At 61.1% G+C, this 24670-nt stretch carries 20 protein-coding genes and 1 pseudogene; 3 read left to right on the plus strand and 18 right to left on the minus strand.

Going from position 1 to position 24670, the window contains the following annotated elements; all coding sequences use genetic code 11:
- Nucleotides 1–42 precede the first annotated feature (42 nt).
- From ABIE53_RS29765 to betC, 7 genes are all read right to left on the minus strand, one after another.
- Complete coding sequence (locus ABIE53_RS29765) at nucleotides 43–732, minus strand: CBS domain-containing protein (protein WP_192698936.1); 690 nt, start codon at nucleotides 730–732, stop codon at nucleotides 43–45.
- Between the two features lie 147 nt (nucleotides 733–879).
- On the minus strand, nucleotides 880–1920 hold the full coding sequence (locus tag ABIE53_RS29770; protein WP_192698935.1) for a zinc-dependent alcohol dehydrogenase family protein: 1041 nt from the start codon (nucleotides 1918–1920) through the stop codon (nucleotides 880–882).
- Nucleotides 1921–1962: 42 nt separating this feature from the next.
- The gene (locus ABIE53_RS29775) at nucleotides 1963–2436 is read right to left on the minus strand and encodes a universal stress protein (protein WP_192698934.1); all 474 of its coding nucleotides are present in this window, start codon (nucleotides 2434–2436) and stop codon (nucleotides 1963–1965) included.
- Between the two features lie 372 nt (nucleotides 2437–2808).
- Nucleotides 2809–3105 (minus strand): DUF2964 family protein, encoded by a 297-nt coding sequence (locus ABIE53_RS29780; RefSeq protein ID WP_310075215.1) that lies wholly within the window; start codon nucleotides 3103–3105, stop codon nucleotides 2809–2811.
- Nucleotides 3106–3183: 78 nt separating this feature from the next.
- Complete coding sequence (locus ABIE53_RS29785) at nucleotides 3184–4332, minus strand: porin (RefSeq protein ID WP_192698933.1); 1149 nt, start codon at nucleotides 4330–4332, stop codon at nucleotides 3184–3186.
- Nucleotides 4333–4599: 267 nt separating this feature from the next.
- The gene (locus ABIE53_RS29790) at nucleotides 4600–5553 is read right to left on the minus strand and encodes a choline ABC transporter substrate-binding protein (RefSeq protein WP_006052159.1); all 954 of its coding nucleotides are present in this window, start codon (nucleotides 5551–5553) and stop codon (nucleotides 4600–4602) included.
- Nucleotides 5554–5626: 73 nt separating this feature from the next.
- Nucleotides 5627–7165 carry a choline-sulfatase gene (gene betC, locus ABIE53_RS29795; protein ID WP_192698932.1) on the minus strand — a complete coding sequence of 513 codons (1539 nt, stop codon included), beginning with the start codon at nucleotides 7163–7165 and terminating at the stop codon, nucleotides 5627–5629.
- A gap of 177 nt (nucleotides 7166–7342) precedes the next feature.
- On the opposite strand from betC, the gene ABIE53_RS29800 reads away from it, so the two are divergent.
- A complete protein-coding gene (locus tag ABIE53_RS29800) occupies nucleotides 7343–8257 on the plus strand; it encodes a choline sulfate utilization transcriptional regulator (protein WP_029971730.1) in 915 nt (304 codons plus the stop codon).
- Nucleotides 8258–8382: 125 nt separating this feature from the next.
- Nucleotides 8383–9258, plus strand: a complete 876-nt coding sequence (gene purU, locus ABIE53_RS29805) for a formyltetrahydrofolate deformylase (protein WP_006052162.1) — start codon at nucleotides 8383–8385, stop codon at nucleotides 9256–9258.
- 77 nt (nucleotides 9259–9335) lie between these two features.
- Here purU and ABIE53_RS29810 read toward each other — a convergent pair whose 3' ends face one another.
- The 10 genes and pseudogenes from ABIE53_RS29810 to ABIE53_RS29855 form a co-directional block, all read right to left on the minus strand.
- Nucleotides 9336–10193 carry a glycine betaine ABC transporter substrate-binding protein gene (locus ABIE53_RS29810; protein ID WP_006052163.1) on the minus strand — a complete coding sequence of 286 codons (858 nt, stop codon included), beginning with the start codon at nucleotides 10191–10193 and terminating at the stop codon, nucleotides 9336–9338.
- Nucleotides 10194–10359: 166 nt separating this feature from the next.
- Nucleotides 10360–11628, minus strand: coding sequence for an FAD-binding oxidoreductase (locus ABIE53_RS29815; RefSeq protein WP_192698931.1), 1269 nt, complete (start codon nucleotides 11626–11628; stop codon nucleotides 10360–10362).
- A gap of 32 nt (nucleotides 11629–11660) precedes the next feature.
- A pseudogene (locus ABIE53_RS29820) lies at nucleotides 11661–12966 on the minus strand (aromatic ring-hydroxylating oxygenase subunit alpha).
- A gap of 73 nt (nucleotides 12967–13039) precedes the next feature.
- Nucleotides 13040–13837, minus strand: a complete 798-nt coding sequence (locus ABIE53_RS29825; protein WP_107710890.1) for a drug:proton antiporter — start codon at nucleotides 13835–13837, stop codon at nucleotides 13040–13042.
- Nucleotides 13834–15003: an electron transfer flavoprotein subunit alpha/FixB family protein gene (locus ABIE53_RS29830; protein WP_006052167.1), complete on the minus strand. Its 1170-nt coding sequence runs from the start codon at nucleotides 15001–15003 to the stop codon at nucleotides 13834–13836. Before ABIE53_RS29830 ends, ABIE53_RS29825 begins: the two co-directional genes overlap by 4 nt.
- A gap of 4 nt (nucleotides 15004–15007) precedes the next feature.
- Nucleotides 15008–16921 carry a (Fe-S)-binding protein gene (locus ABIE53_RS29835; RefSeq protein WP_175130966.1) on the minus strand — a complete coding sequence of 638 codons (1914 nt, stop codon included), beginning with the start codon at nucleotides 16919–16921 and terminating at the stop codon, nucleotides 15008–15010.
- 2 nt (nucleotides 16922–16923) lie between these two features.
- Nucleotides 16924–18987: an NADH:flavin oxidoreductase gene (locus ABIE53_RS29840; protein ID WP_006052169.1), complete on the minus strand. Its 2064-nt coding sequence runs from the start codon at nucleotides 18985–18987 to the stop codon at nucleotides 16924–16926.
- Nucleotides 18988–19035: 48 nt separating this feature from the next.
- Nucleotides 19036–19572, minus strand: a complete 537-nt coding sequence (locus ABIE53_RS29845) for a DUF5943 domain-containing protein (protein WP_006052170.1) — start codon at nucleotides 19570–19572, stop codon at nucleotides 19036–19038.
- 52 nt (nucleotides 19573–19624) lie between these two features.
- Complete coding sequence (locus ABIE53_RS29850; protein WP_027798645.1) at nucleotides 19625–20596, minus strand: dipeptidase; 972 nt, start codon at nucleotides 20594–20596, stop codon at nucleotides 19625–19627.
- 18 nt (nucleotides 20597–20614) lie between these two features.
- Nucleotides 20615–21889 carry a serine hydroxymethyltransferase gene (locus ABIE53_RS29855; RefSeq protein ID WP_192698930.1) on the minus strand — a complete coding sequence of 425 codons (1275 nt, stop codon included), beginning with the start codon at nucleotides 21887–21889 and terminating at the stop codon, nucleotides 20615–20617.
- 468 nt (nucleotides 21890–22357) lie between these two features.
- Between ABIE53_RS29855 and ABIE53_RS29860 the strand changes: the two genes are divergently transcribed.
- Nucleotides 22358–23353, plus strand: coding sequence for a GlxA family transcriptional regulator (locus ABIE53_RS29860; RefSeq protein ID WP_006052173.1), 996 nt, complete (start codon nucleotides 22358–22360; stop codon nucleotides 23351–23353).
- Nucleotides 23354–23407: 54 nt separating this feature from the next.
- Here the strand turns inward: ABIE53_RS29860 and ABIE53_RS29865 are convergent, their stop codons facing one another.
- Nucleotides 23408–24670 carry a c-type cytochrome gene (locus tag ABIE53_RS29865; protein WP_192698929.1) on the minus strand — a complete coding sequence of 421 codons (1263 nt, stop codon included), beginning with the start codon at nucleotides 24668–24670 and terminating at the stop codon, nucleotides 23408–23410.

Raw genomic sequence — 24670 nt, forward strand, 5'->3', positions numbered from 1 at the left:
GGGTATCGGGCACGCGCAGAAGTACGGAGCTACTTTCCGCTACTAGATGCCAGGCATCATCTGATACGGCTCGGTGTGATCTTCCACACGCTTGACGCCGGGTATGTTCTGCGCCGCGACGCGAACGGCATCCACGGCGTCGGCCGGCTGGAAAACGCCCCATAGATGCACGACGCCGTCTGTCACCACGATATTGCGGCCGGCAAAGCCCCATCTGCGCCCCGCCAGTTCACCCATGAGGACCGCGCGGATTTCGGCGTCCGAGAGCGTGGCGTCCGACACCGGTTCATCGGGCACGCTCGCGAGCGCCTGGACGAGATTGGCACGACTCACGATGCCGACCACCTGTCCCCGTTCCGTCACAGGCACGCGTTTGATGTGCCGTGCTTCGAGAATGCTCGCAACTTCGCCAAGCGGCGTGTCAGGCTGCACGGTCACCACATCGGTCGTCATCACATCGCTCACCTTGGCCGCATGCGTCTTGACGTAATCGCGCGCCTCATGCCTCGCGGACCAGAAATCGAGCCACGACGCGCGCCTGGTCTCGTCGGTTCCGATCTCGCTGCGGCGAAGCAGATCGCCTTCGCTGATGATGCCGACGATGCTGCCGTCCGTATCCAGCACTGGCGCGCCGCTGATGCCGTTATCGACAAACATCTTGGCGACCTGACGAATGGTCATGTCGGGCGTGGCTGAGACAACGGTGTGGGTCATGACATCGGATGCGCGCATGGTAAGCCTCCTGAAGGTTGGGCGTTGAATCAAGGGGCAACGCGGCAAACCCCTGTGCTATTCAAGGTTAGGCGTGTGCGGCACCGTTCTGTTTGACGTGGATCATGTCGGCGAGGCTCGAATGCCGGCAGACGATTCAACGAGCCTTTACGCCACTTCGATGATGACCTTCAACGCATGCGATCGGGCCGCATCGCCGAAAGTCTCGTAGGCTTTCAGTACATCGTCGAGCTTGAAGCGATGCGTGATCAGGCTCGCGGCGTCGAGCCGGCCGGCGCGCACGGTCTTCAGCAGCATCGGCGTACTGACCGTATCGACGAGACGCGTCGTGATCGAGATGTTGCGATCCCACAGCGACTCCAGATGCAGATCCGCCTTCACGCCATGCACGCCCACGTTGGCGATGACGCCGCCAGGCGCCACCAGCGCCTGGCATAGCTCGAAAGTCTCGGGCACGCCCACGGCCTCGATCACGCAATCCGCGCCCGTTCCGGCGGTGAGCTTCATGACCTTTGCCACCGGATCGTCGACGCCGCTATCGACGCACGCCGTCGCCCCGAAGCGCGACGCCACTTCCAGACGGTAAGGGTCGCGGTCGATCATCACTATCTGCGCCGGCGAATAGAACTGCGCGGTAAGCAGCGACGCGAGCCCGATCGGCCCCGCGCCGACAATCGCCACCGTGCTTCCCGGTTCAACCTTGCCGTTCAGAACACCGCATTCAAAGCCGGTCGGCAGGATGTCGGAAAGCATCACTAGCGCCTCTTCATCCGCACCTTGGGGAATGCGGTACAGGCTTGTTTCGGCGTGAGGAATGCGCACGTATTCCGCTTGCGTGCCGTCGATCCTGTTGCCAAGAATCCATCCGCCCGTCGCGCAGTGCGAGTACATTCCGCGTCGGCAGTAGTCGCACTTGCCACACGACGAAATGCACGAGATGAGCACCGGGTCGCCCTCTTTCAGCGTGCTGACGGCAGCGCCAACCTGATAGACGATTCCCACTCCTTCATGGCCGAGAATGCGGCCGGGCTCGCAGGTGGGGACATCGCCCTTCAGGATATGCAGGTCGGTGCCGCAGATCGTCGTGCGTGTCACCTTGACGATGGCGTCGGTGGGCGACGCGAGTTGCGGCATCGGCCGCTCGTCGAGTGATTTTTGCCCGGCGCCGTGATAAACCAGTGCTTTCACGAGATGACTCCAATGATCAGAGAGACGAGCGGCCGGATTGTGTCAAAGCGGCGCCTCGCGCTTTGCGTCAGTGGGCTCGCGAACCAGCAGAACGGGGCACGTCGCATGGCGGACGAAACGCTCGGCAACGCTGCCGATCACCATGCGCCGCAATCCGCGCCGTCCGTGAGTGCCCATCACGACAAGGTCCGCGCCGCTCCACTGAACGAAGCGCAGCAACGTGCCGGCGATGTCTTCGGCGATGCCCCGCGTTTCCACGATCTCCGTGTCGCCCACGACGTCCATCTCGCGCATCTGTTTCTGTGCGCCATCGAGCAGCATGGTTCCGACCTGCCGCGCGGCGCCGCTCAGAAGATGCGGATCGCAAGCGCCTGCGTAGGTGAACGCCGCCGACTGATCGAGCACGTAGACGGCCGTCAACCTGCCGCGCGAGAGCTTCGTCAACTGAATCGCTTCGCTCAGCGCGCGCTTGGCTGCGTCGCTGCCGTCGAGTGCCACCACGATGTGTGCGTACATGTTTGCCTCCGCCCGATCTGCACGTTTCCGTCGACCGTTGCGGCAGCGAAAGCCACCTGGAGCAGCGAGTCGATGAGAGAATCATGAGCGCGTATCCGCATCTGACGATTGACCTGCGTCAATGAGGTCGCAGGGCCGCGCACGGTGCGCATCGTTTGATTTAGTGCAACGCTCACGACGAAACGATTGCCAACGGCTGGCGCGAAGGCGTGCCCGCCTATGGGCTCGTCAAAACGGGCATTGGCATATTGAATGGATTGATGATGAGGAGACAGCGTCAGAGCAGGGTCTGGCCGCTGGTGGTGGCAATGCTTGGGGGCAATGCTCGGAGCGCCGCTGATGTGAACAAGCGGCCGGTACGCAGTCTGGCGATCACGAGTTGCCGTCGCGTGCGGAATTGAGCAGCCACACGAAGCACGCAACGCCGCCGACCACACCGGCAATGCCATAACGAAAAAATGACGGCTCGTCGAACAGCAAGCCCCGGATCGACACCCCTATGCCCGCGAGCGCCACAAAAACGGCGATTGCTGAAAATAAGATCCTGCCGTCCGAGCTAGTCATGATGTCCTCCAACGCGATGATTAAAGTCGTAACGACATCATCGGTCAGAAGACGTGGGCGCTCTTGATCGAGGTCAAGCGTACGAGCCGCGATGGTGCGACGCATTGCGCTCTGTCTTCGACGGCTGCAAATTAACGGCTAAATCCAGGCGGATTCCCGCTCACAGAAATCCGCCGCGCCGCTTCAGAACGAATGGCGCATCCCGATACGCACATCAGCCTGCGTGCTGGTCGACGACGGCGTGAAGCTATAGCCGATCACCGCATTCACACCATCCGATGCGCGCAGATAATCGCCCGAGATGTACACGTCCGTACGTTTGGACAACAGGTAGTGAAGCCCGAGCGAGCCCTGATTCCAGTGGTTTCCTTCAAACCGCGTGTGCTGATAGCCACCGTAGAGCATCAACGCCGGCGTGAACGTATACGAAGCGCCGCCTTCATAAACCTGCATATGCGAGGTCTGACCAAGGCCCTTGATCGTCGTGTAAGTGAAGTTGCCGCTCAGCATCACATTGCCGATCGTATAAGCGGCGCCGATTGCAAACGCGCCCTGCCTGTCGACCGGAAATGAAGTCGAGGTATACAGATCTGTAACCGCGCCGGTTGCAGGATCGACGGAAACGGTCGGCCTGCCGAGGAAAGTATGCGTGCCGATCATCGCGTACGGATCGAACGCATAGATGCCGAACGGGTTGTTCAACTGCGTATAGGCGGCGCCCATGTTGAACGGACCGTGCTCATAGCGCGCGCCCACGCTCCATGCGCTTTTCTGATGGAAGTCGCCGGCCGTATTGCCGAACGAGTACATGCCGCCGAAAGAAAAGCCGGATATATCGGCGGAGAGAAATTTGATCGAGTTAGGCAGCCGGTCGCCGTTCATCCGGTCGAAGTCGCCCTGGTGAATCGCGTAACCGCTTGCCCACGCGGATATGTTGTACAGGTACGCGAATTCTTCGGTCATGTCGAGCTGGTTACCAAACGACAAGGTGCCCCAGTTGTTCTTCAGACCGACATACGCCTGGCGTCCGAACTCAGCGCCACCGAATCCAAGTTGTCCATTGCCTACGTGGAAACCCGACTCGAGTACGAATACCGCCTGCAAGCCGCCGCCGAGATCTTCGACGCCCTTGAAGCCGATCCGGTTGCCATACGAAATGCCGTCGTCGAACTTAACCTGGTGGGAACCACCGGCGTTGTTCACGTACGTAATGCCGGCGTCCAGAATGCCGTACAGCGTGACGCTGCTTTGTGCATGGACAGCCGTTGGCGCACATACCGCACTTGCTGCAATAGCGAGTCCCGAAAGACTGACGGCATTTCTCTTCTTCATCTAATTCTCCCCTGCTCTATGCCTGCACAATTCGTTGGATAAAGCGATCCCTGCCGCGCGGCTTTCAGGCGTGCGTCATTTCTCGCATGACGGGCAGTTCGAAACCGGTTGAGACCGGTCGATAAGACCTGGCTGCTATTTGTTGAGCATTAAAATTCCGCCAGGCCGGCATCGACGAGTCAAGAATACGGGTCCAGATTTACGGCGAATCGATTGGATGCGACATGAATCTGTCGCCTCGCGACCTGGCGATTGCAATGGCCTTTGTTATTTCACACCGAGCGCCGTTTGCACGGCTTGCAATCCATTGGCGCCGTTCGCGGTGCTCACGCCGTCGAGCCACGATTTGAGCAGATCGGGATGACGCTTGAGTGCTTCGGTTGCGGCCACATCGACACTGGTTTTCTTTTCCAGTACTTCGGTAATCACGCCGTTTTCCAGGTCGACGTTAAACGTAAGCTGCCTGAAAAGACGGCCGACATTCGGACACTGCTCCGCATAGCCGCTGCGCGCAACGGTGTTCACGGTGGCGCCGCCGTAGTTCGGACCAAAGTACTTGTCGCCTCCGTCCAGATACGACAGTTTGAACTTCGTATTCATCACATGCGGCTCCCACGCAAGAAAGACGATCCACTTCTTCTCGCGCACGGCCCGCTCCACTTGTGTGAGCATGCCCGTCTCACTCGATTCCACGACTTTCCAGCTATCGAGTCCGAACGCCTTGTCATCCACCATTTTCTTGATGTTCTGGTTGGCCGGCGCGCCCGGTTCAATGCCGTATATCTTGCTGTCGAACTTGTCGGCATTCTTCGCGAGATCCGCGAACGAATGGACGCCGGCCGCCGCCACATAGTCGGGCACGGCAAGCGTGAACTTCGCATTGCTCAGGTTCGGATGCACGACCACGATCGACTTTTCTTCTTCGAAAGGTTTGACGACCGGCGCCTGCGCGGGCATCCAGTTGCCGAGGAATACGTCGATTTGCCCTTTTTTCAGGCCCTGATACGTAATCGGCACCGACAGGTTCGCGACCTTCTGCTTATAGCCGAGCGCCTTCAGCACGACGCCGGTCATCGCATTCGTTGCGTCGATGTCGGTCCATCCCGGCCCCGCCATGTTGACCTGCATGCACGATTGCGGCTCGGCGGCCGACGCAAAGCTCGCCGCCGCGCATAGCAGCGCAACGCCGGACATGGCCTGTTTGAATAGCTTGTTCATCATCGCGGCTTCCTGTGGGTGGGTGAATCGTTAGCGTGGAGCGTCGGGCGTAGCGGTGCAAGACAAGTGGGACAACTCAGTGCGCGACTGCGGGAAAACGCGCCATCGCCTCCAGCGTATCGAGGTCGATGTGGTTGCGCATATAGCGCTGGCTTGCATCGACGAGCGGTTGCCAGTCCCATGAAGCAACGGTGCCTTGCGTGGTCGCGGCGAAATGAAAACGGCGACGACGCTGGCTCTGCAGCACTTCCTGATGCAGCGCGGCGAGATTCCAGCGAGCGGCAATTTCTTTGCGGAATGCTTCGACCTGAGCGGCGTACTCCGCGTTGAATGCGAGATTCGCGCGCTCCAGCGGATCGGCCTGCACGTCATAGAGCTGATCCGGATCGACCGGCGTGTGAATGAACTTGAAGCGCCCGCGCCGAAGCATCACGATCGGTGCAATTGCACCTTCAGCGAGGTACTCGCCGATCGCTTCATCATGACCGCCCCGCTCTCCCAGAAGATGCGGCATGAGACTATGTCCGTCGAGCGAATCGGGCCACGCCGCAGGTGGTTCGCCACGCGCGAGTTCGACAAGCGTGGGCAGCAGATCGAGATGCGATACCGAAGCACTCACACGATGCGCGTCGAATTGCTGCGGCGCATGCACGACCAGCGGCACGCGGCAGCCGCCTTCGAAGAACGTCATCTTGTACCAGAGCCCGCGCTCGCCGAGCATTTCGCCGTGGTCGGAAGTGACGACAATGATCGTATCGTTCGCGAGCCCGGCCTCTTCCAATGCTTCGAGAATCGCGCCGAACTGATCGTCGACATAGGAAATTGCGCCGTAATACGCACGCCGTGCGTTGCGAATCTGCTGCCCGGTCGGCGGCGTGCGATCGGTTTCGCAAACGTGACGCAGGCGCTTCGAATGCGGATCGGCTTCGTCGAATGAATCGCGGTGCGTGGGCATGTCGATCTCTTCGTCCTGGTACATGTCCCAGTACTTCTGCGGAATGGCATACGGATCGTGTGGATGCGTCAGCGAGGCGACCATGCAGAACGGCCGCGCATCTTTACCCGCATGACGTTCGCGCGCGATGTCGAAGAGCTTCTGGCGCGTGGTGAACGTCACTTCGTCGTCGAAATCGAGCTGGTTGGTGCGCACGCAAGGGCCGGCGTCGATCACGGAACTCATGTTGTGATACCACGTAGGGCGCGCTTCGAAGTCGTCCCAATTCGGTGTCCAGCCAAAGTCGGCGGGATAAATGTCGGTAGTGAGGCGCTCTTCGAAACCGTGCAATTGATCGGCGCCGCAGAAATGCATCTTGCCGGAGAGAATCGTGCGATAGCCTTCCGCGCGCAGATAATGCGCGAATGTCAGCGTTTGCGACGGAAATTCTGCTGCGTTGTCGTAAGCGCCAATTGCCGACGGCAGCTTTCCGGAGAGAAACGAGAAACGCGACGGCGCGCATAACGGGCTCGCGCAGTACGCGGAATCGAAAACCACGCCCTGCTTTGCCAGACGATCGAGGTTGGGTGTTCGGGTGAGCGGGTGGCCGTACGCGGAGAGCGCGAACGGAGTCATCTGGTCGGCCATCAGAATAAGAATATTCTTTTTGCTGTCAAGCATTGGAGCGCGCCTCGAATAAAATCATGAATGTCAGTGCAAGTACCTGTGCCGGTGCATCTGCAACAACAGCCGCATTTGAGCGGCGCTCTTGGAGCGCGTGCGGCATCAACATCACTATTGCCGTTCAATTCGGCGCTGTGAAGACGGCAATTCGTTATGTGCCTATAAGGGGGCGTTATGTCGAGGCAGGATCGCTTGCCGCCAATGCAGGCATTGACGATGTTCGAATCCGCCGCGCGGCTCGCGAGCTTTACGGCAGCCGCGCGCGAGTTGGGCTCCACGCAGCCGGCAGTAAGCCAGCGCATCGTGCAACTGGAAGAAACGCTGGGCGCGCCGCTTTTCGAGCGCGGTCATCGTGGCGTGCGGCTCACGGAAGACGGCGAGCGCCTTTTTGAAGCCGTGCGTCATGCGCTCGACACGATCCGCGTTGCCACCGCCGAAATCCGCGCGCGCCGCACGCCGCAAACGCTTACGCTATCCACCGACTTCGGCTTCGCAACCTATTGGCTCATGCCGCGGCTTTCGCAATTCAAGGCGCTCATGCCCGATGTCGATGTCAAGATCATTACGTCGCAAAGCGTATTCGATCCATCGCACGATCAGGCCGATGTGGCGATTGCATTCGGCGACGAACATGCGGACTGGAATGCACGCAGCGTGGTCAAACTTTTTCCCGAGCGTGTGACGCCGGTGTGCAGTCCGGCGTTTTTCGCGGCGCATCCGCCGCTCACGTCGCCCTCCGAACTGCTCACGCTGCCGCTGCTTCATCTTGAACCCACGCAGCCGGCGCGCTGGCTGTCATGGGCCGACTGGTTCGCGGCGCACGGTCTTGTCGCGCCTGCCGCGCATCGCGGCATCACGTTCAACAGCTTCACGCTCGTCGCCCATGCGGCGATCATGGGCCAGGGCGTGGCACTCGGCTGGGCGCCGCTCATCGACGAATTGCTTGCAACGGGGCAACTCGTCGAACTGTTCGATGCGCCGGTGGTCACCGAGCGCGGCTATATGCTGGTCACGCAGCGTGCGGCCACGCCGGCGGTCGACGCTTTCCGCCAATGGCTGCTCGGCGAATGCGGGCTCGACCCGGAATGAGGCTCTGACGCTCCCGTTCCATTGCCACGGCGATTCGCTTCTATCCGCCGCGCGCACGGATTTGCTCTACTGCGACGATGCATGCCGCGTCCGCGGCATGAGCCTATCGTCTATGTGGAGAGCGCATGTCCGCCGATTCCCGTCCAGATCAACTGGTTCTCACCGTTGCGTGTCCGAGCGCCGCGGGCCAGGTTGCCGCCGTTGTCGGCTTTCTCGACCGGCATCATTGTTATATCGACGAACTCACCGTTTTCGACGACGATCTCAGCGAACGCTTCTTCGTGCGCTGCGTCTTTCACGGCGTGAACAGCAACGAGACGCTGAATATCTCGGCGCTCAAACGCGAATTCGAGTCTATTGCCGAGCGCTTTCATATGCAGTGGGCGATGCATGATGTCGGCACGCGACCCAAGGTTCTGATCATGGTGTCGAAGCTCGAGCACTGTCTTGCCGACCTGCTGTTCCGCTGGCGAATGGGCGAACTGAAAATGGACATTGTCGGTATCGGCTCGAATCATCGCGATTTCGAACCGCTCGCGCAGCAACACGGATTGCCGTTTCATCATCTACCCATTACGGCGGATACCAAGCCGCAACAGGAAGCGCGTCTGCTGGATCTGTTCGAGACTTCCGGCGCCGAACTGATGATTCTTGCGCGCTATATGCAGATTCTTTCGGGCGAGACGAGCCGTGCGCTCGCCGGGCGCGCGATCAACATTCACCACTCGTTTTTGCCTGGGTTCAAGGGCGCGAAACCCTATCACCAGGCGCATGCGCGCGGCGTCAAACTGATCGGTGCAACGGCGCACTTCGTGACCGACGATCTCGACGAAGGTCCGATCATCGAGCAAGTGGTCGAACGTGTCGATCATTCGTATAGTCCGGACAGGCTGCTCGCCACGGGCCGCGACGTCGAGTGCATTACGCTTGCTCGCGCAGTGAAAGCGTTTATCGAGCGGCGCGTGTTTATCAATGGCGATAGAACGGTCGTTCTGCAATAACATCACAGCACAAAAAAACGCCGCTTCTGGAAAAGAAGCGGCGTTTCGTCGTATCGCTTAACCGGCAATAGAGTGGATTACTTCACCCAGCTATCCACCCGATCGCTATGCGCGCCGATCCACGCATCGGCTGCGGCGGTCGGCTTCTCGCCGTTTTGCGTCGCGAGCATCACGCTGTCGATCTCGCCCGGCTTCCACTGGAACTTCTTCAGGAACGCAACCACCTGCGGCGCCTTCTTTTCCAGTTCCGGGTTCACGACGCTATCGACGTGCTCCGCTTCGCCGAATACCTTCTTCGGATCTTCGAGGAATTTCAGCTTGTACTTCGCGAACATCCAGTGCGGTTTCCAGCCGGTCACGATGATCGGCTTGCTCGCCGCTTCCGAACGCGCGAGTTCCGCGGTCATTGCGCTGCCCGAGCTGGGCATCAGCTTGTAATCGAGTCCATACGCCTTGATGGCCTCGCTGGTTTTCTGCATCACGCCCGCGCCGGCGTCGATACCGACGATACGCGAGCCGAATTCCGCTTTCTTCGCTTCCAGATCACCGACCGTTTTCACGTCGAGATTGTCCGGCACGATCAGACCGATCTTCGCGTCGTTAAAGTTCGGCCCGAGGTCGACCACCTTCTCCTTGAAGTTGTTCCAGTACGCGCCATGCGTAACCGGCAGCCACGCGGACAGCGTCGCGTCGAGATCGCCGCGCGCCACGCCTTGCCACATCACGCCGGCCGCGACCGGCACGAGTTGAACCTGATAGCCGAGACGTTTCTCGATCACGCGTGCAGCGACGTTGGACGTCGCCACGCTGTCGTCCCAGCCTTCCACGTAGCCGATTTTGATGGTCGGCTTCGTATCCGCCGAAACGCTCACGCTGCTTGCTGCCAGCGCCGCGCTCAGGGTGCTCAACACCAATATCTTTCTGATCAGTCTCATCGCCGTTCTCCCGTTCACTTCCACAAACAACCCAATGAGCATTTAGAATCGCCAGCCAGAATTGCCCAGTAACGTTGTTTTGCGACACGCAGTTGTCCGCATGCGACCTGGTTAATGGGCTTGCCCGGCCACTGGCGGCAACTGCTTTTCCTGGCGCGCGCGCCAGTCACTTTTCGACGACGAGATCGGTGAGCGGCTTGCTGCAGCACAGCAGCACCATACCCTGATCGATTTCGCGCTGACGAATGCCGCCCGCGTGCTTCATCGCGACCTCGCCGGATACGAGTTTTACCTTGCAGGTTCCGCACATACCCTGGGTACACGATGCGGGCAGGCGCACGCCCGCTTTTTTTGCAGCGTCCAATACATGTTGGCCGCTGCCGCATTCGATCTCGCGATTGCTCTTCGTGAAGCTCACTTTATAGCGCGTTTCGATTTCGGTTCCGATTTCCGGCGCCGCGGGAGCCGGCTCGAAAGCCGACGCCTCTTGCCGCGCTTCTGCAAAGCTCTCCACAGCAACCGCTTCAGTCGCGGTCTGCAATACATCGCCGACGTGAGCGGTCGTCAATTGCGCGGCGACCTCGCTGACCGTTTCGAACGAAAAGCTCTCTTCATGATAATGACGGCGATCGAAACCGCCCTCGTCCAGAAGATTGCGCACCGCCTGCATATACGGCGCGGGGCCGCAGGTAAAGATCTCGCGCTCGAGAAAATCAGGCGCGATCAGCTTGAGCAGCGGTAAGGTCAAAAAGCCCGTCACGCCAGGCCAATTCGTGCGCGCGCCTAAGCGTTCGCACACAAACGCGGTGCGAAAATGCGCGTGATTCGACGCAATCAGGTCGAGTTCGCGCGCGAAGATGATGTCGTCCGGCGTGCGAGCGCTGTGCACAAACACAATGTCGCTGTCCTCGCCGAGTTCGTGATGCGCTCGGCTCATCGACATCAACGGCGTAATGCCGGAACCCGCCGACAGAAACAGGAATTTGCGCGCGGGATGGCGGGCGCACGTGAATTCGCCGGCCGGCCCAAGCACGCGAACCTCGCCGCCCACTTGCAGATTGTCGTGCAGCCAGTTCGACACCTTGCCGCCCGGCACGCGCTTCACCGTGATGGAGATGGTATGCGGCCGCGTCGGCGGCGACGAAATCGTATAACAGCGGTTAATCGATTCGCCGTCTATATCGAGTTCGAGCGTGATGAATTGCCCCGGCTCGAACACGAACGCCCGTTCATTCGGCGCGCGGAAGAAAAAGCTCTTCACGTCATGCGTTTCCTGACGGACGTGGCAGCACACCAGCGTGTCGTCGACGTCGCTGTTCCAGCGCGCCGGCAGCGCGTCCCAGAAGCGCGGCTGCGTAACACGGCTTGCACGGCTTGTTGCAGGGTCTGTGGCCGGCTCACCGCCTGGCTGAAACGCCGCCTGATCGCGCATCATTGTTTTCTCCCGCTCCTGGTTGCGCTCGGCGCTCAGCGCACGAAGGACACGACGTTCTCGCCATGCGCAAGCGGCGTGGCATCGTGGGTTTGCGGTGCATTGCTGTAATCCGCGATGCGGCCGATATACCACTCGCAGAACTTCTCGACGAGACCTTCGGTGAACGGCGAATAAGGACCCGGCTCGTACGCGCTGCTCGATGCGCCGCGCTGCGAGTATTCGACGAGCGCACGGTCCTGATCGTTGGTCGCGCGCCAGACTGCCGTGAGGTTGTTCACGTCATAGTCGATGCCTTCGCGTGCGTCCTTGTGCACGAGCCATTTCGTGCGCACGAGCGTCTTGCCGGCCGAAAGCGGAATCACCGAAAAGCTCACGATATGATCGCTCATGAAGTGATGCCACGAATTAGGTTGCGTCCAGAAAGAAAGCCCGCCGAGATCCGCCTGCTCGAAGCCGCCCAGCAGTTTCTTCGACGCCACTTTTGCGTCGAGCGTCTGCGATTCGCCGTCGCGATCGAGCGGCAGGCGCTGCGTGCGAAAACCGGTCACGAGATCCGCGAGCCGTTCGATTTCCGCCGACGGCAGTTTCATCGCTTCCCATTGCGCGGTGCGCCGTGCAACGGTCTCTTCGAATGCGGCCATGCCTTCTTCGTTGGCCGGCGAGCGTTGATAGCCGAAGCCATATTCGTAAAGCGAAATGGTGAGTTCGGGATGGTTCGCGACGCAGTGATAGCACTCGCGATTGTTTTCCATCGTCAACTTCCAGTTGCCTTCCTCGATAATTGTCGATCGATGCCGCGATCTTGCAGCCGGCCAGTTCGTGCGGCAGCAGATACGGCTCCATTGCAGCGCGCATCACCGAAAAGTCCGCGGGCGGATTCTCAGCGAGGCAGATGAAGATGAGTCCCGCGAGGTTCTCGACATGAACCTTCTTCAGGCTGTGCTTGCAACGGTCGAACTGGTCGCCCATATGCTCGGCGAACATCAAATCGCCGTTCAGGTTGTACGTCCAGCTGTGATACGGGCACACAATGTTGCCAAGCGAGCCCTTGTCGGTATTGCACAGGCGCGAGCCGCGATGACGGCATACGTTATGAAACGCCCTCACCTGCATGTCGTCGTCGCGAACGATCAGGATGGAATCATGACCGATCTCCACCGTGATGTAGTCGCCCGGTTCGGGCACGTCCGGCTCGACTGCGACCTGAATCCAGTGCTGGCGAAAGATCGCTTCCATGTCGAGCGCGAAGATGTCCTCGCTCGTATAGAACGGCGCTTCCAGCGTGTGATTCTTTTTGCGGCGTTCGATCATTGCGCGAACGTCTGCGGAAACTTTCATTGTGTGCTCCGTTGCGTGTCACGTCTGGCGCCGCGCCAGGCCCTCCTGGCCGCTGGTTCGCCTGAACCGGAAATCAGTAATCCACGAGTTGATGCTCGCGCAAATACGCGAGAATCACTTGTGCTTTTTCGACGGAACTCCCTTCAATTACGACGCTTCCGCCGCGGCTTTCCGTCGTGGTTGCCGAAAGCATGCGGGCATGGCCGGAACGCTTTTCAGCGGCGGCCAGGCGCACGGGTTTGGCGGTTGCGGGGCGGATCGTCCAGGCGGGTTCTGTGGTGGCATTGCTCGCGGCTGTTCCCGCGCCTGCCGTACTCGCAACCGGACGAATCGTGCCTTCGCGCAGTCGTGCGTATGCATACGTCGGCGTCGCATTCGCCATCGGATGCACCGCGATCAACGCAGGCAATTGAACTTCGACACGTCGACGCAAACCCTTCGGCATGAATTGGCGAACCTGCGCGCAACCGTCGTTCAACGTCACGTCGACGGCCGCGCCGACGAGCGGAATATTCAGCGCATTGGCGACGCGATACGGCAGCATGCCGCTGTCGAATGCGCCTTCCGCGCGCGTTCCGGTCAATACCAGATCGTAGCCATGCAAACGCGCGGCGAGCGGCGCGGAAGCATCCGCTTGCGCGTCGTCCCCAACTGCGGGAACCGCAAGCACTTCCACCGAGCGCGCACCGAGCGCCAGATATTCCTGCAACGCGGGATTCGCTGCGTCGCCTGCATGCAGCACATCGAGCGTGGCGTTGTGCTGCTTCACTAGCGACAACGCGAGCGTGAGTGCGGCTGCGTCGTTGCGGCTGTAACGCGCAACGCCGCTTACCGGATGCCGGCCCACCGAAACGAGTACGGCGATTTTCATGCAAGCGCTCCTTCCGCAACGGCCTTCGAATTGAGTAACGCCGCGCCGGTGCCGCGCGCCGAACGCGCTGCAGCCGCGGCATCGTTGAGCGCCGCAATGGTTTCCTGCGCGTCCGCGATCACGGTCAGATTCGCGCGCTTGGCAATCGGCGCGCTCGCGTCGAGATTCACGGCGATCACATGACGGCAATCCTTGATGCCTTGCAAATGCTGCACGGCGCCCGAGATGCCGAACGCGATATACACGCTCGCTTCGACCGTCTTGCCCGTTGCGCCGATCTGCTTGTCGCGCGTGAACTTGCCGTCGTCGACGGCCACGCGGCTTGCACCGATCGCCGCGCCCAGCGTGGCCGCGAGACGCTCGAACGCCGGCACGTCGCTCACGCCGTTGCCCGCGGACACGATGAAGTCCGCCTCTTCCAATGCAAGTTGCGCCGCGTCCATTTCCTCGATGCCGAGATCGCGCACCGTGCCTTTCGCGCTGGCCGACTCGCCATCGAAGCGCCACACCACTCGCTCGCCCGCGCCGACGAACGGCAACTTCGGATCGACCGCATTCGCTGCGAGCAGAACCACTTCGGGCAACGCGCGCGAAGCCAACGCGGTATTCGCATGCACATACGCGGCCACGTGCGAGGCGTCGATTTCGACCACATGCGTCGCGACGCTCGCATTCGCCGCGGCTGCATAGCGGCGGCCGAGATCGCCGTCGCCGGTCGCGTTGTCGGGCAGGAACACATGCACGGGCGCATACGCCGCGACGCACGCCGCAAGCGCATTCAGTTCATCGACGGGCGCGAACTTGCGTCTATCGAACATGGGCAATTCGATCAGCTTGTCGGCGCCGAGCGCCGCAGCGTCGCCGGTGAACTCGCCGAATACCAGCAGCACGACTTCTGTCGATGCATCCGCAACCAATGCAGCGGCGGCGAGTGTCTGGCGCGCATGCTCGTCAAGCGCACCGCGGTCCGCGTGCGCGGCGACCAGCATCGTGTGCGAAGGCGCCGCTGTCGTGCGGCGCGGCTTCGGCTGTTCGCGATGTGCGCCGCTCGCGGCCGTGAAATCCAGCGCACCGGCCACACCGATAGCGCCCAACGTAATGCGCCGAAGTCCGTCAGCCGTGATCGTAAACGGCCGGCGCGGATCGATTCGTTTGATTGTGTTCATCGCGTTACTCCAGCGCCGCTGCAACCAGTTCGGCGACGTCCAGCACTTCGGGACGCGGACCGACCACGCCTTCGAGCATCGCCGTGCAATTCGGGCAACCCACGGCGACGATGTTTGCGCCGATGCCGCGTGCGTCGTCGATGCGAATGTCGGGAATGCGCCGCTTGCCCGGAATGTCCGTCAACGGTGCACCGCCGCCGCCACCGCAGCAACGTCCACGCATGCCGTTGCGCTCCATTTCGACGACCTTGATGCCGATGCTCTTCAACACGCGGCGCGGCGCTTCCGTTTCGCCGTTATAGCGGCCGAGATAACACGGATCGTGATACGTGATCTTGCTATCCGCGTAAGCGGCGGCGGCACGCGGCGACAGCTTGCCGCTCGCGATGAGTTCGTCGATCAGCGCAGTGTGATGCTGGACCTCGTAAAAGCCGCCCAGCGCGCGATATTCGTTGCGCAGGCTGTGCAGCACGTGAGGGTCCGCGGTCACGATCTTGCCGAACGAATACTGCGAAAGCGTGCCGATCAATTTGCTCGCGAGTTGCTGGAAGGTGGCTTCGTCGCCGAGACGCCGGGCTGTATCGCCGGTATCCGTTTCCACTCCGCCCAGCACCGCATAGTCGATGCCCGCGCGGTTCAGCACCTTGACGAGCGCGCGCAGCGTGCGTTGATAGCGCATGTCGAACGCGCCTTCTCCTGCGATCAAGAGCACATCCACGCGACGTCCGGGCTGCGCGACCTGCACCTGAAGATCGACGGCCCAGTCGTAACGCGCGCCGATGTCGTAACCATTCGCGCTGCCGGTCTCACGCAGATTCGCGAGCGTGATCGGACCTTTGCCGGGCACCGTGCCTTCGACGAGCGTCTGATTGCGGCGCATGTCCACGATTGCGTCGACATGCTCGATCAGCATCGGGCACTCCTGCACGCAAGCGCGGCAGGTCGTGCATGACCACAGCGTTTCCGCTTCGATGAGACTGGAAATCAAGGGCTTTTGTGGTGCGCCGCCGTGCTTGCCGACCGGAATGCCGGGCGTCGGGCTGCCCGCGTATTCCGCGTCGGTGCCACCGACCATGCCCGTGACCAGATCCTGAATCAGCTTCTTCGGATTAAGCGGCTGGCCGGCGGCGAACGCGGGACATGCCGCTTCGCACTTGCCGCACTGCACGCACGCATCGAAACTGAGCAACTGGTTCCAGCGAAATTCAACCGGCTTGCCCACGCCATATTCTTTCGCGTCGAGCAGCGGCACTTTCAATGCGGTGGGCGGCACGACATCCTTCGAGTTACGCTCGGCAAAGCGCTCCTGACGCGGATGAAAAGCCAGATGCAAAAGACCCGCGAGCGCATGTTTCATCGGACCGCCGCGCGCCGCACCGAACGTCATCGTGAAGGCGCCCACCGCGATCAGCAGCGCGACGATGATGGCGAGCGCGCCCGACATCGCCGAAGCCGGCAGCGCGACGAACAGCACGAGGCCGAGCGCGAACGAGCCGAGCAGCAGCGGCAAGTGATCCCACGGTCCACGCGAAAGCCGCGCGGGCACCGCCTTCGCACCATGACGGCGGCGCCACACGAACACGGCGCCGACCAGCATCACGAGCGCGGCCAGAAAGATCAGCTTGTCGAGCCACGGCGAGTAGATCGCGAGACCGTAGTTGACGAACACGAGCGCCATCGCGAGGATCGCACCGCCCGCGGTCGCGACATGCGTCTTTGCAATGTACGGATCGCGCGCGACCACATGATGCAGGTCGACGAAGTAGCGCTTTGGAATGGACAGCAGATTGGCCCAGCCGTACGCGCCCGCCGCCGTCGCGCGGCCCTCGCGCCAATACGCGGCGCGCTTCGCGAGCGCGAACGCCAGACCCGCCATCGACAACCACAACAGCACGGTGATGACAGACACGGGGCTCATCGTCAGAAATCCTTGCAAAGGCGCAGCGCGTCGTAAATCGCGCCGTGAATGTTGTGCATGGAGATGCAGTCGCCGACGCGGAACAGCAGAAAGCGGCCATTGCCGAGTTCTTCGGAAAGCGACGGCTGCGGCTCGGATGCGAAGAGCTTATGCACGTCCACCTGGCCGCGATTCACCGACTCGGGCTTGAGCTTCCAGTACAACTCGTCGTTCGGCGTGCTGCCGTTTTCGATCACCACCTGATCGACCGCGCGCTCTTCCTGCTCCTCGGTGTACTCGTTGCGAAGCACGGCGATCTTCTTGCCGTCTTCTTCGTACACCTTGTCGAGCCAGTAATTCGGCGTGTGAACCACGCCTTGCGCATAGAGACGGCGATAGAAAATCGGGAACGTGGTGCCGCCTACGTCGTCGGCGACTTTCACGTCGGGCGTGACGATCTCCACATTCGAGCCGCGGCTCGAGATGAAATCGGCCACGCCTGCGCCGGCATGTGTGCTGACGCCGTCATACACGAGTACATTCTTGCCCGGCTCGACCTTGCCCGAGAGCACGTCCCACGAACTGACAGCGAGACCTTCGTCGACACCCCATGCCGCGACTTGCGACGTGAACGACGAACCGCCCGTAGCCAGCACGATGATGTCCGGCTTCTCGGCCATGATGGTCTTTTCGTCGGCGGCAACACCGAGACGGCGGTCCACGCCAAGCCGTTTCGTCTCCATGTCGAACCAGCGGACGATGCCCGCCATCTGCTCGCGCTGCGGCGCCTTGGCCGCGAGCATGATCTGGCCGCCCACGTAGTCGTTCTTTTCGAACAGCACGACGTCATGACCACGCGACTTCGCGACGCGAGCGGCTTCGAGTCCGGCAGGACCGGCGCCGACCACGACAACCTTGCGCTTCGGCCCGCTCGTGCGTGTAATTACGTGCGGCATCGTCGCTTCACGCGATGTCGCAGCGTTCTGCACACACAGCACGTCGAGCCCGTTGTACTGGCGGTCGATGCAATAGTTCGCGCCGACGCATTGCTTGATCTCGTCTTCGCGGCCATCGCGAATCTTGATGACCATATGCGGGTCGGCAATTTGCGCGCGCGTCATGCCGACGAGATCGACCATGCCGCTTGCGAGCAAACGCTCGGCCTGACCTGCGTCGCGAATACTTTGCGCGTGCATGACCGGAATCTTGACGACCGACTTGATGCCGGCTGCGAGATGCACGAACGGCTCGGGCGGCAGCGCCATCGGCGGCATGCAGTTCGCGAGCGTGTTGTGCGTGTCCGCGCCCGAACCGATCACGCCGAGATAATCGATGAGGCCGCTTTCGCTCATGGCCTGCGCGATCTCTTTCAACTGCTCGTGATCGAGCCCGTCTTCATGAAACTCGTCGCCGCACATGCGCAAGCCGACGCAGAAATCGGGGCCGACTGCTTCGCGCACGGCTTTCAACACTTCGACGCCGAAACGCAGGCGGTTTTCGAGCGAGCCGCCCCATTCGTCAGTACGGAAATTGGTTCGCGGGCTCCAGAACTGGTCGATCAGATGCTGGTGCGCCGCCGAGATTTCGACACCGTCCATGCCCGCGTCTTTCACACGCTTAGCGGCCGCGGCGAAGTCGGTGATAATGCGGCGAATCTCTTCCACTTCGATGATCTTCGCGTTGCCCCGATGTACCGGCTCGCGCACGCCGGACGGCGACATCAGATGCGGCCAGTGCTCGCCGTGAAATGCCGAGCGACGGCCCATATGCGTGGCCTGGATCATGATCTTCGCGCCGTGCGCATGCATGGCTTCGGCGAGGCGCGACAACGGATCGATGATCTTGTCGGTCGACAGATTCACCGACTTCCACCAGCCTTGAGGACTGTCGATCGACACCGGGCTCGAACCGCCGCACACGGCGAGGCCGACACCACCCTTGGCCTTTTCTTCGTAGTAGCGGATATAACGGTCGCCAGGCAGGCCGCCCGGCTCCGCATACACCTCCGCATGCGCAGTGCTCACGATGCGGTTGCGCAAGGTCAGCTTGTTCAGCGTGAGAGGCTTGAAAAGGTTCGGGTAACGCATCGCGATCGACCTCGGAATGATATGGCTGGTGGTGCTGTGCCGTACGCGTTATGCAGCGAGCGGCGAGACTTCGAATACGCAATGCTCGTGGCCTTCTGCTGCGCAGCGCGCTTCGCGCGATTGCGAAGGCGGTCCCTTACGCGACGAATCGGGCGCGGTGTCGTTGACCCAATCCATTGCGCCCGCGAACCAGCCGGCGAACATGTAGCAGAGCTTGCCGACCTTGCCCGGCTGCGCCAGCACGAACGACGAATGGTGCAACTCGATACGCGCATGCGAAGTTGACGGGTCGGCTTCGGTAATCGAGAAGATGCCCCAGCCGCGCTGCGAAAGCCGCTTCAGGTAATGCTCGAATACGGCCATGCCGGCAATGCCGTGCTGTTTGGCTTCCTTGTCGCACCAGAAGTACGCGGACTTGTAGCCGGCCTTGTAGAGAATCTCCGCATACGTGTCGATGCCGAGCGCTTCTTCCACCGCGGTGTGATTGTTCGTGAAGAAATGGCGCGGCACGTAGAGCATCGGCAGCGCGTCGGTGGTCCAGACGCCGGTGTTCGGATCGACGTCGATAGGCAGTTGGGGTTGCATGTGGGACTCCGCTTTTTATAGGGTGATTTCGTTGATTGAATGAGGCGGAAGATCAGACCTTCCACACTTCGCCGAATACCCGCACCCAGTTCTCGCCCATGATCTTCTTGATGCGCGTTTCGCTCCAGCCGGCACGTTCCATCGCGGCGGTCAGATTCGGAAACTCGCCGATCGTACGAATGCCTTCCGGGTTCACGACCTTGCCGAAGTTCGTCAACTGGCGATAACGGCCCTTGTCGTGCGTGATCCAGTCGAAGAACTCGGTGCTGTAGCCTTGCGTGAAGTCCGTGCCGATGCCGACCTGATCTTCGCCGATCAGATTCACTACGTATTCGATTGCTTCGATATAGTCTTCGACGGTCGCGTCGGCACCACGCTTGAGGAACGGTGCGAACATCGTCACGCCGACAAAACCACCTGCATCTGCAATCTCTTTCAGTTGCTCATCGCTCTTGTTGCGCGGGTGCTCTTTCAATCCCGACGGGCAGCAATGCGAGTAGCACACCGGCTTTTTAGAAGCCGCAATCGCTTCCGAAGAAGTCTTGCCGCCCACATGCGAGAGATCGACCATGATGCCGACGCGGTTCATCTCCTGAATCACTTCTCGGCCATAACCCGAGAGGCCGCCGTCGCGTTCATAGCAACCGGTGCCGACGAGGTTCTGCGTGTTGTAGCAAAGCTGCACCACGTTCACGCCGAGATCCTTGAATGCCTCGATATAGCCGAGGTTGTCTTCGAATGCGTGCGCGTTCTGGAAGCCAAAAATAATGCCGGTCTTGTTCTCTTTCTTCGCGCGGAAGATGTCGTCGGTCGTGCGCACGAGCGTCAGGATCTCGCCGTATTCGCGAATCTGCTGCTTCATTTCGGCGATGTTGTCGACCGTCTTCTGAAAGCTCTCCCACACCGACACCGTGCAGTTCACCGCGGTCACGCCGCCCTTGCGCATATCCTCGAACACCGAGCGCTCGAACTTCGAAATGTTCAAACCGTCGATGATGATGCTGTTTTCGTGCAGATTGCTCATCGTTTGCTCCAGGCGTTCTCAGTAGATGGGGAAGCGCTCGCACAGCGCGAAGATCTCGCGGCGCACGCGTTGTTCGGTGGCGGCATGGCCTTCGGGGCGATCGCGCAGCGAGTCGAGTACTTCGACAATCAAACGGCCCACGTCGCGGAACTCGTTCACGCCGAAGCCGCGCGTGGTGCCGGCCGGCGTGCCGAGGCGAACTCCCGAGGTGATGGTCGGCTTTTCCGTGTCGAACGGAATGCCGTTCTTGTTGCACGTAATGCCGGCGCGCTCCAGCGCCTGCTCGACCTGATTGCCTTTGAGACCCTTCGGGCGCAAGTCGACCAGCAACAGATGGTTGTCCGTGCCGCCCGTCACGAGATCGACGCCGCCTGCCTTCAGTACTTCGCCGAGCGCCTGCGCATTCGCGAGAACGCTGTCGATATAAGTCTTGAAGCCTGGTTGCAGCGCCTCGCCAAACGCGACCGCCTTGCCGGCGATCACATGCATCAGCGGGCCGCCTTGCAGGCCGGGGAACACGGCGGAGTTGATCTTCTTCGCGATATCTTCGTCATTCGTCAGCACAAAGCCGCCGCGCGGGCCGCGCAAGGTCTTGTGCGTCGTCGACGTAACCACGTGCGCATGTTCGACCGGATTCGCATGACGTCCCGCCGCGATCACGCCTGCGATGTGCGCCATATCGACCATCAGCTTCGCGCCGACGCTGTCGGCGATCGCACGCAGCCGCTTGAAATCCAGCGCGCGCGGATAAGCGGAGAAGCCGGCGATCAGCAGCGCGGGTTTATGCTGCTGCGCGAGTTCCTCGATCTGCTCGTAATCGATCAGGAGCGTGTCGCGATTCACGCCGTACTGGACCGCGTTAAACCACTTGCCCGAAAGCGCCGGCTTGGCGCCGTGCGTGAGGTGGCCGCCTGCATCGAGCGACATGCCGAGCACTGTGTCGCCTGGCTTCACCAGCGCGAGCATCACCGCGCCGTTGGCCTGGGCGCCCGAATGCGGCTGCACGTTGGCGAACTTCGCGTTGAACAGTTGCTTGATGCGATCGAGTGCAAGCGTCTCGATCTCGTCGACATATTCGCAACCGCCGTAGTAACGCTTGCCCGGATAACCTTCCGCATACTTGTTGGTCAGCACCGAGCCTTGCGCTTCGAGCACCGCGCGCGACACGATGTTTTCCGACGCGATCAGCTCGACTTGCGACTGCTGACGCTCGAGCTCTTTCAAAATTGCGCCGCGCACCGCCGCATCGCGCGTGCTCAGCGGTTCTTCGAAGAAAGGATTCGGGTTCGACATGGAAGGTCCGTGGGGTCATTGACGTTAGGCGCCGGAAGCGTTGGTGGGCCTTCGTTTCTGCCCTGCCGCCGCCGGATTGCGTACGTCTATTCTTGACGCTTGCATCGCGCGTCAATTTATGAATTCAGACGCGTTCTTTGCCTTTTCCGCCATAGGCGACCTTTTTCGACAAGTCGCCTCTGCGGATCCCTTGGTTCATACCGCCGGCGGATCATCGCGCCGATGCCGAACGGTCGTTCGCTGGCGACGCGATGCTGCACTGCGGCTGAACGCAGTGCGCGTTTGCGGTGCGGTTCGCGATGGCCGCCGCGCGCTTCTGGTGCCGTTTCTTATCTGTTTGATGGGCAAGCATAGGCAACCGAGGGTTTAGCCTGATGGCATGGTAGTTGCGCTCGTCCTCAAAATTACATAAGTCGCAGTTCCCCACAGCGACGCGGCACTATAGATTCGAAGGAATCATTCCTCATCATGTCCACCGATCGCACGGCGTCACTGTCGCATTTCGCCTTCATGCCCGTCCCGAACTTCACGATGATCGCATTCACCAACGCGATCGAAGTGCTGCGCATGGCGAATTACCTGACAGGGCAAACGCTTTACCGCTGGTCGATCGTGAGTCCCGAAGGCGGGCCGGTGACTGCAAGCAATGGGTTGTCGGTCGATACGGGTCCGGTCGAATGCGTCGGCCAGCCGGATATCGTGTTCGTGATCGGCGGCATCGACGTGCAGCGCGCGACCACGCCTGCGCATCTGTCGGCATTGCGCCGCTTCGCGCGCATGGGTTGCGTGCTCGGGAGCCTGTGCACCGGAACGTATGCGCTCGCGCGCGCCGGACTATTAGCGGGCTATGCGTGCGCGATTCATTGGGAGAACATGTCGGCGCTCAAGGAAGAGTTTCCCGACACGCGCTTTCTGAAAGAACTCTTCGTGATAGATCGCGATCGCGTGACCTGCACCGGCGGCGTTGCGCCGCTCGATATGATGCTTAACCTGATTGCGCCGCGTGTGGGCACTGCACGCGTCACGCAGATCGCCGAGCAGTTCATCGTCGAGCATGTGCGCGATACCAGCGCGCAACAGAAGATGCCGCTCGTCGCGCGGCTCGGCTCGGCCAACAAGTCGCTCTTCGAAGTGATCTCGCTGATGGAGAACAACATCGAAGAGCCGCTATCGCGCGAGGAACTCGCGCGGCTTGCCGGCATGTCGCAACGGCAATTGCAACGCCTCTTCCGCGAGCATCTCGGGATGACCCCGACGCATTACTATCTGACGCTGCGTTTGCGGCGCGCGCGCGAACTGCTGCTGCAAACCGACATGTCGATCATGAACATCACGATGGCGTGCGGCTTCCAGTCGGCCTGCCACTTTTCGAAGAGCTATCGCGATGCATTCGGCACCGCGCCTACGCGCGAGCGTCGCAAGCAGGCACCGTCGCTTTCTTCGCCGCCGGTGATGGCGGCCTGAGAAGCGCCTCAGCACTCCCCAAGGTTTATACCGCCTTTGATCGCTTCACGCGGATTAATGCCTTAGTCCGCGTGCCGAATCCGCGCTTACGTCGGCCGGTTGCGCGCCCCACGTCGCCCGCAGATAGTTCGCGAGTTGCGCCAGTTCGTCGTCGCTCAACTTGCTCGCGAAGCCGGGCATGGCCTGCATGCGTTCGAGTCCGGGGAAGCTTTGTTCGGCGATGCCATCAAGCATCGACACGATCAGATTGTGCGGATTGCTTTGACGGACGGTGGAGTTTCCACGCATCGGTACGGCTACGTGAGGCACGCCTTCTCCATCCGCGCCATGACAGCCTGCGCATAGAGACAGATAGAGGCGGCGGCCCGGCGCGAATTGAGTAGCATCGACCGCCTGAGCTTGCACCCGCACCGGCTCACTCGGACGATCACCGAGCAGGTACGTCGAAACCGCGCGCAGATCGTCCGGCGTCATGTACTGACTGCTCAGATGCACGACGGAATGCATCTCGCCAAACGCCGAGCCTTGCGACGCGATGCCCGTTGCGAGATACGTCGTGAGATCGGCCGCGGACCATCCGCGCTCGGCGAGCCCTTGCGGTGTGAGGCTCGGCGCGATGACCCGGCCAAGCGTGCCGCCTGCAAAGGGCGCGGTGAGGTCGAGTTGCCCGAAGCGGCCGCGCGGCGTATGGCATTCGGTACAGTGTCCGAGCGCGTTCACGACATAACGTCCGCGATTCCAGTCCGCCGAATGACCCCGCGATGCATCGGGCAACGTGTCTTCGAGAAACAGCATTTTCCAGAAGCGCACGGCGAAACGCACATTGAACGGGAACGACAGATCGGCCTCGCGGCTTACGACGGCCGCCGGCTTTTGCGACATCAGGTATGCGTAGATCGCGTCGCTATCCTCGCGAGACATCTGGCGATACGACGTGTACGGCATCGCCGGATACAGTTGGCCATTGGGCGACTTGCCGTCGTGGAGCGCAGTGTAGAACTCGTCGGCGCTCCATTGTCCGATGCCACGCTGCTTATCCGGCGTGATGTTCGATCCATAGAACGTACCGAACGGCGAGACCAGCTTCACGCCTCCTGCGAATTGCGCGCTATCGGGCGACGTATGGCATGCCGCGCAGTCCGCCGCTTTGGCAAGATAACGACCGCGGGCGATCAAGGCGGCGTCGTGCGCATCTTGTGTAGTCGCGGTGCGCTGGGCGGCAGCATCAGGTGCGTTGCCGCAGGCTGTCAACATCGCCGCGGCGAGTGTCACCAACGCCGCGCGAAACAACGAAAAAGTACTCTTGTGGGAAATCAT

Source organism: Paraburkholderia sp. OAS925 (assembly GCF_040543975.1).
GTDB lineage: Bacteria > Pseudomonadota > Gammaproteobacteria > Burkholderiales > Burkholderiaceae > Paraburkholderia > Paraburkholderia graminis.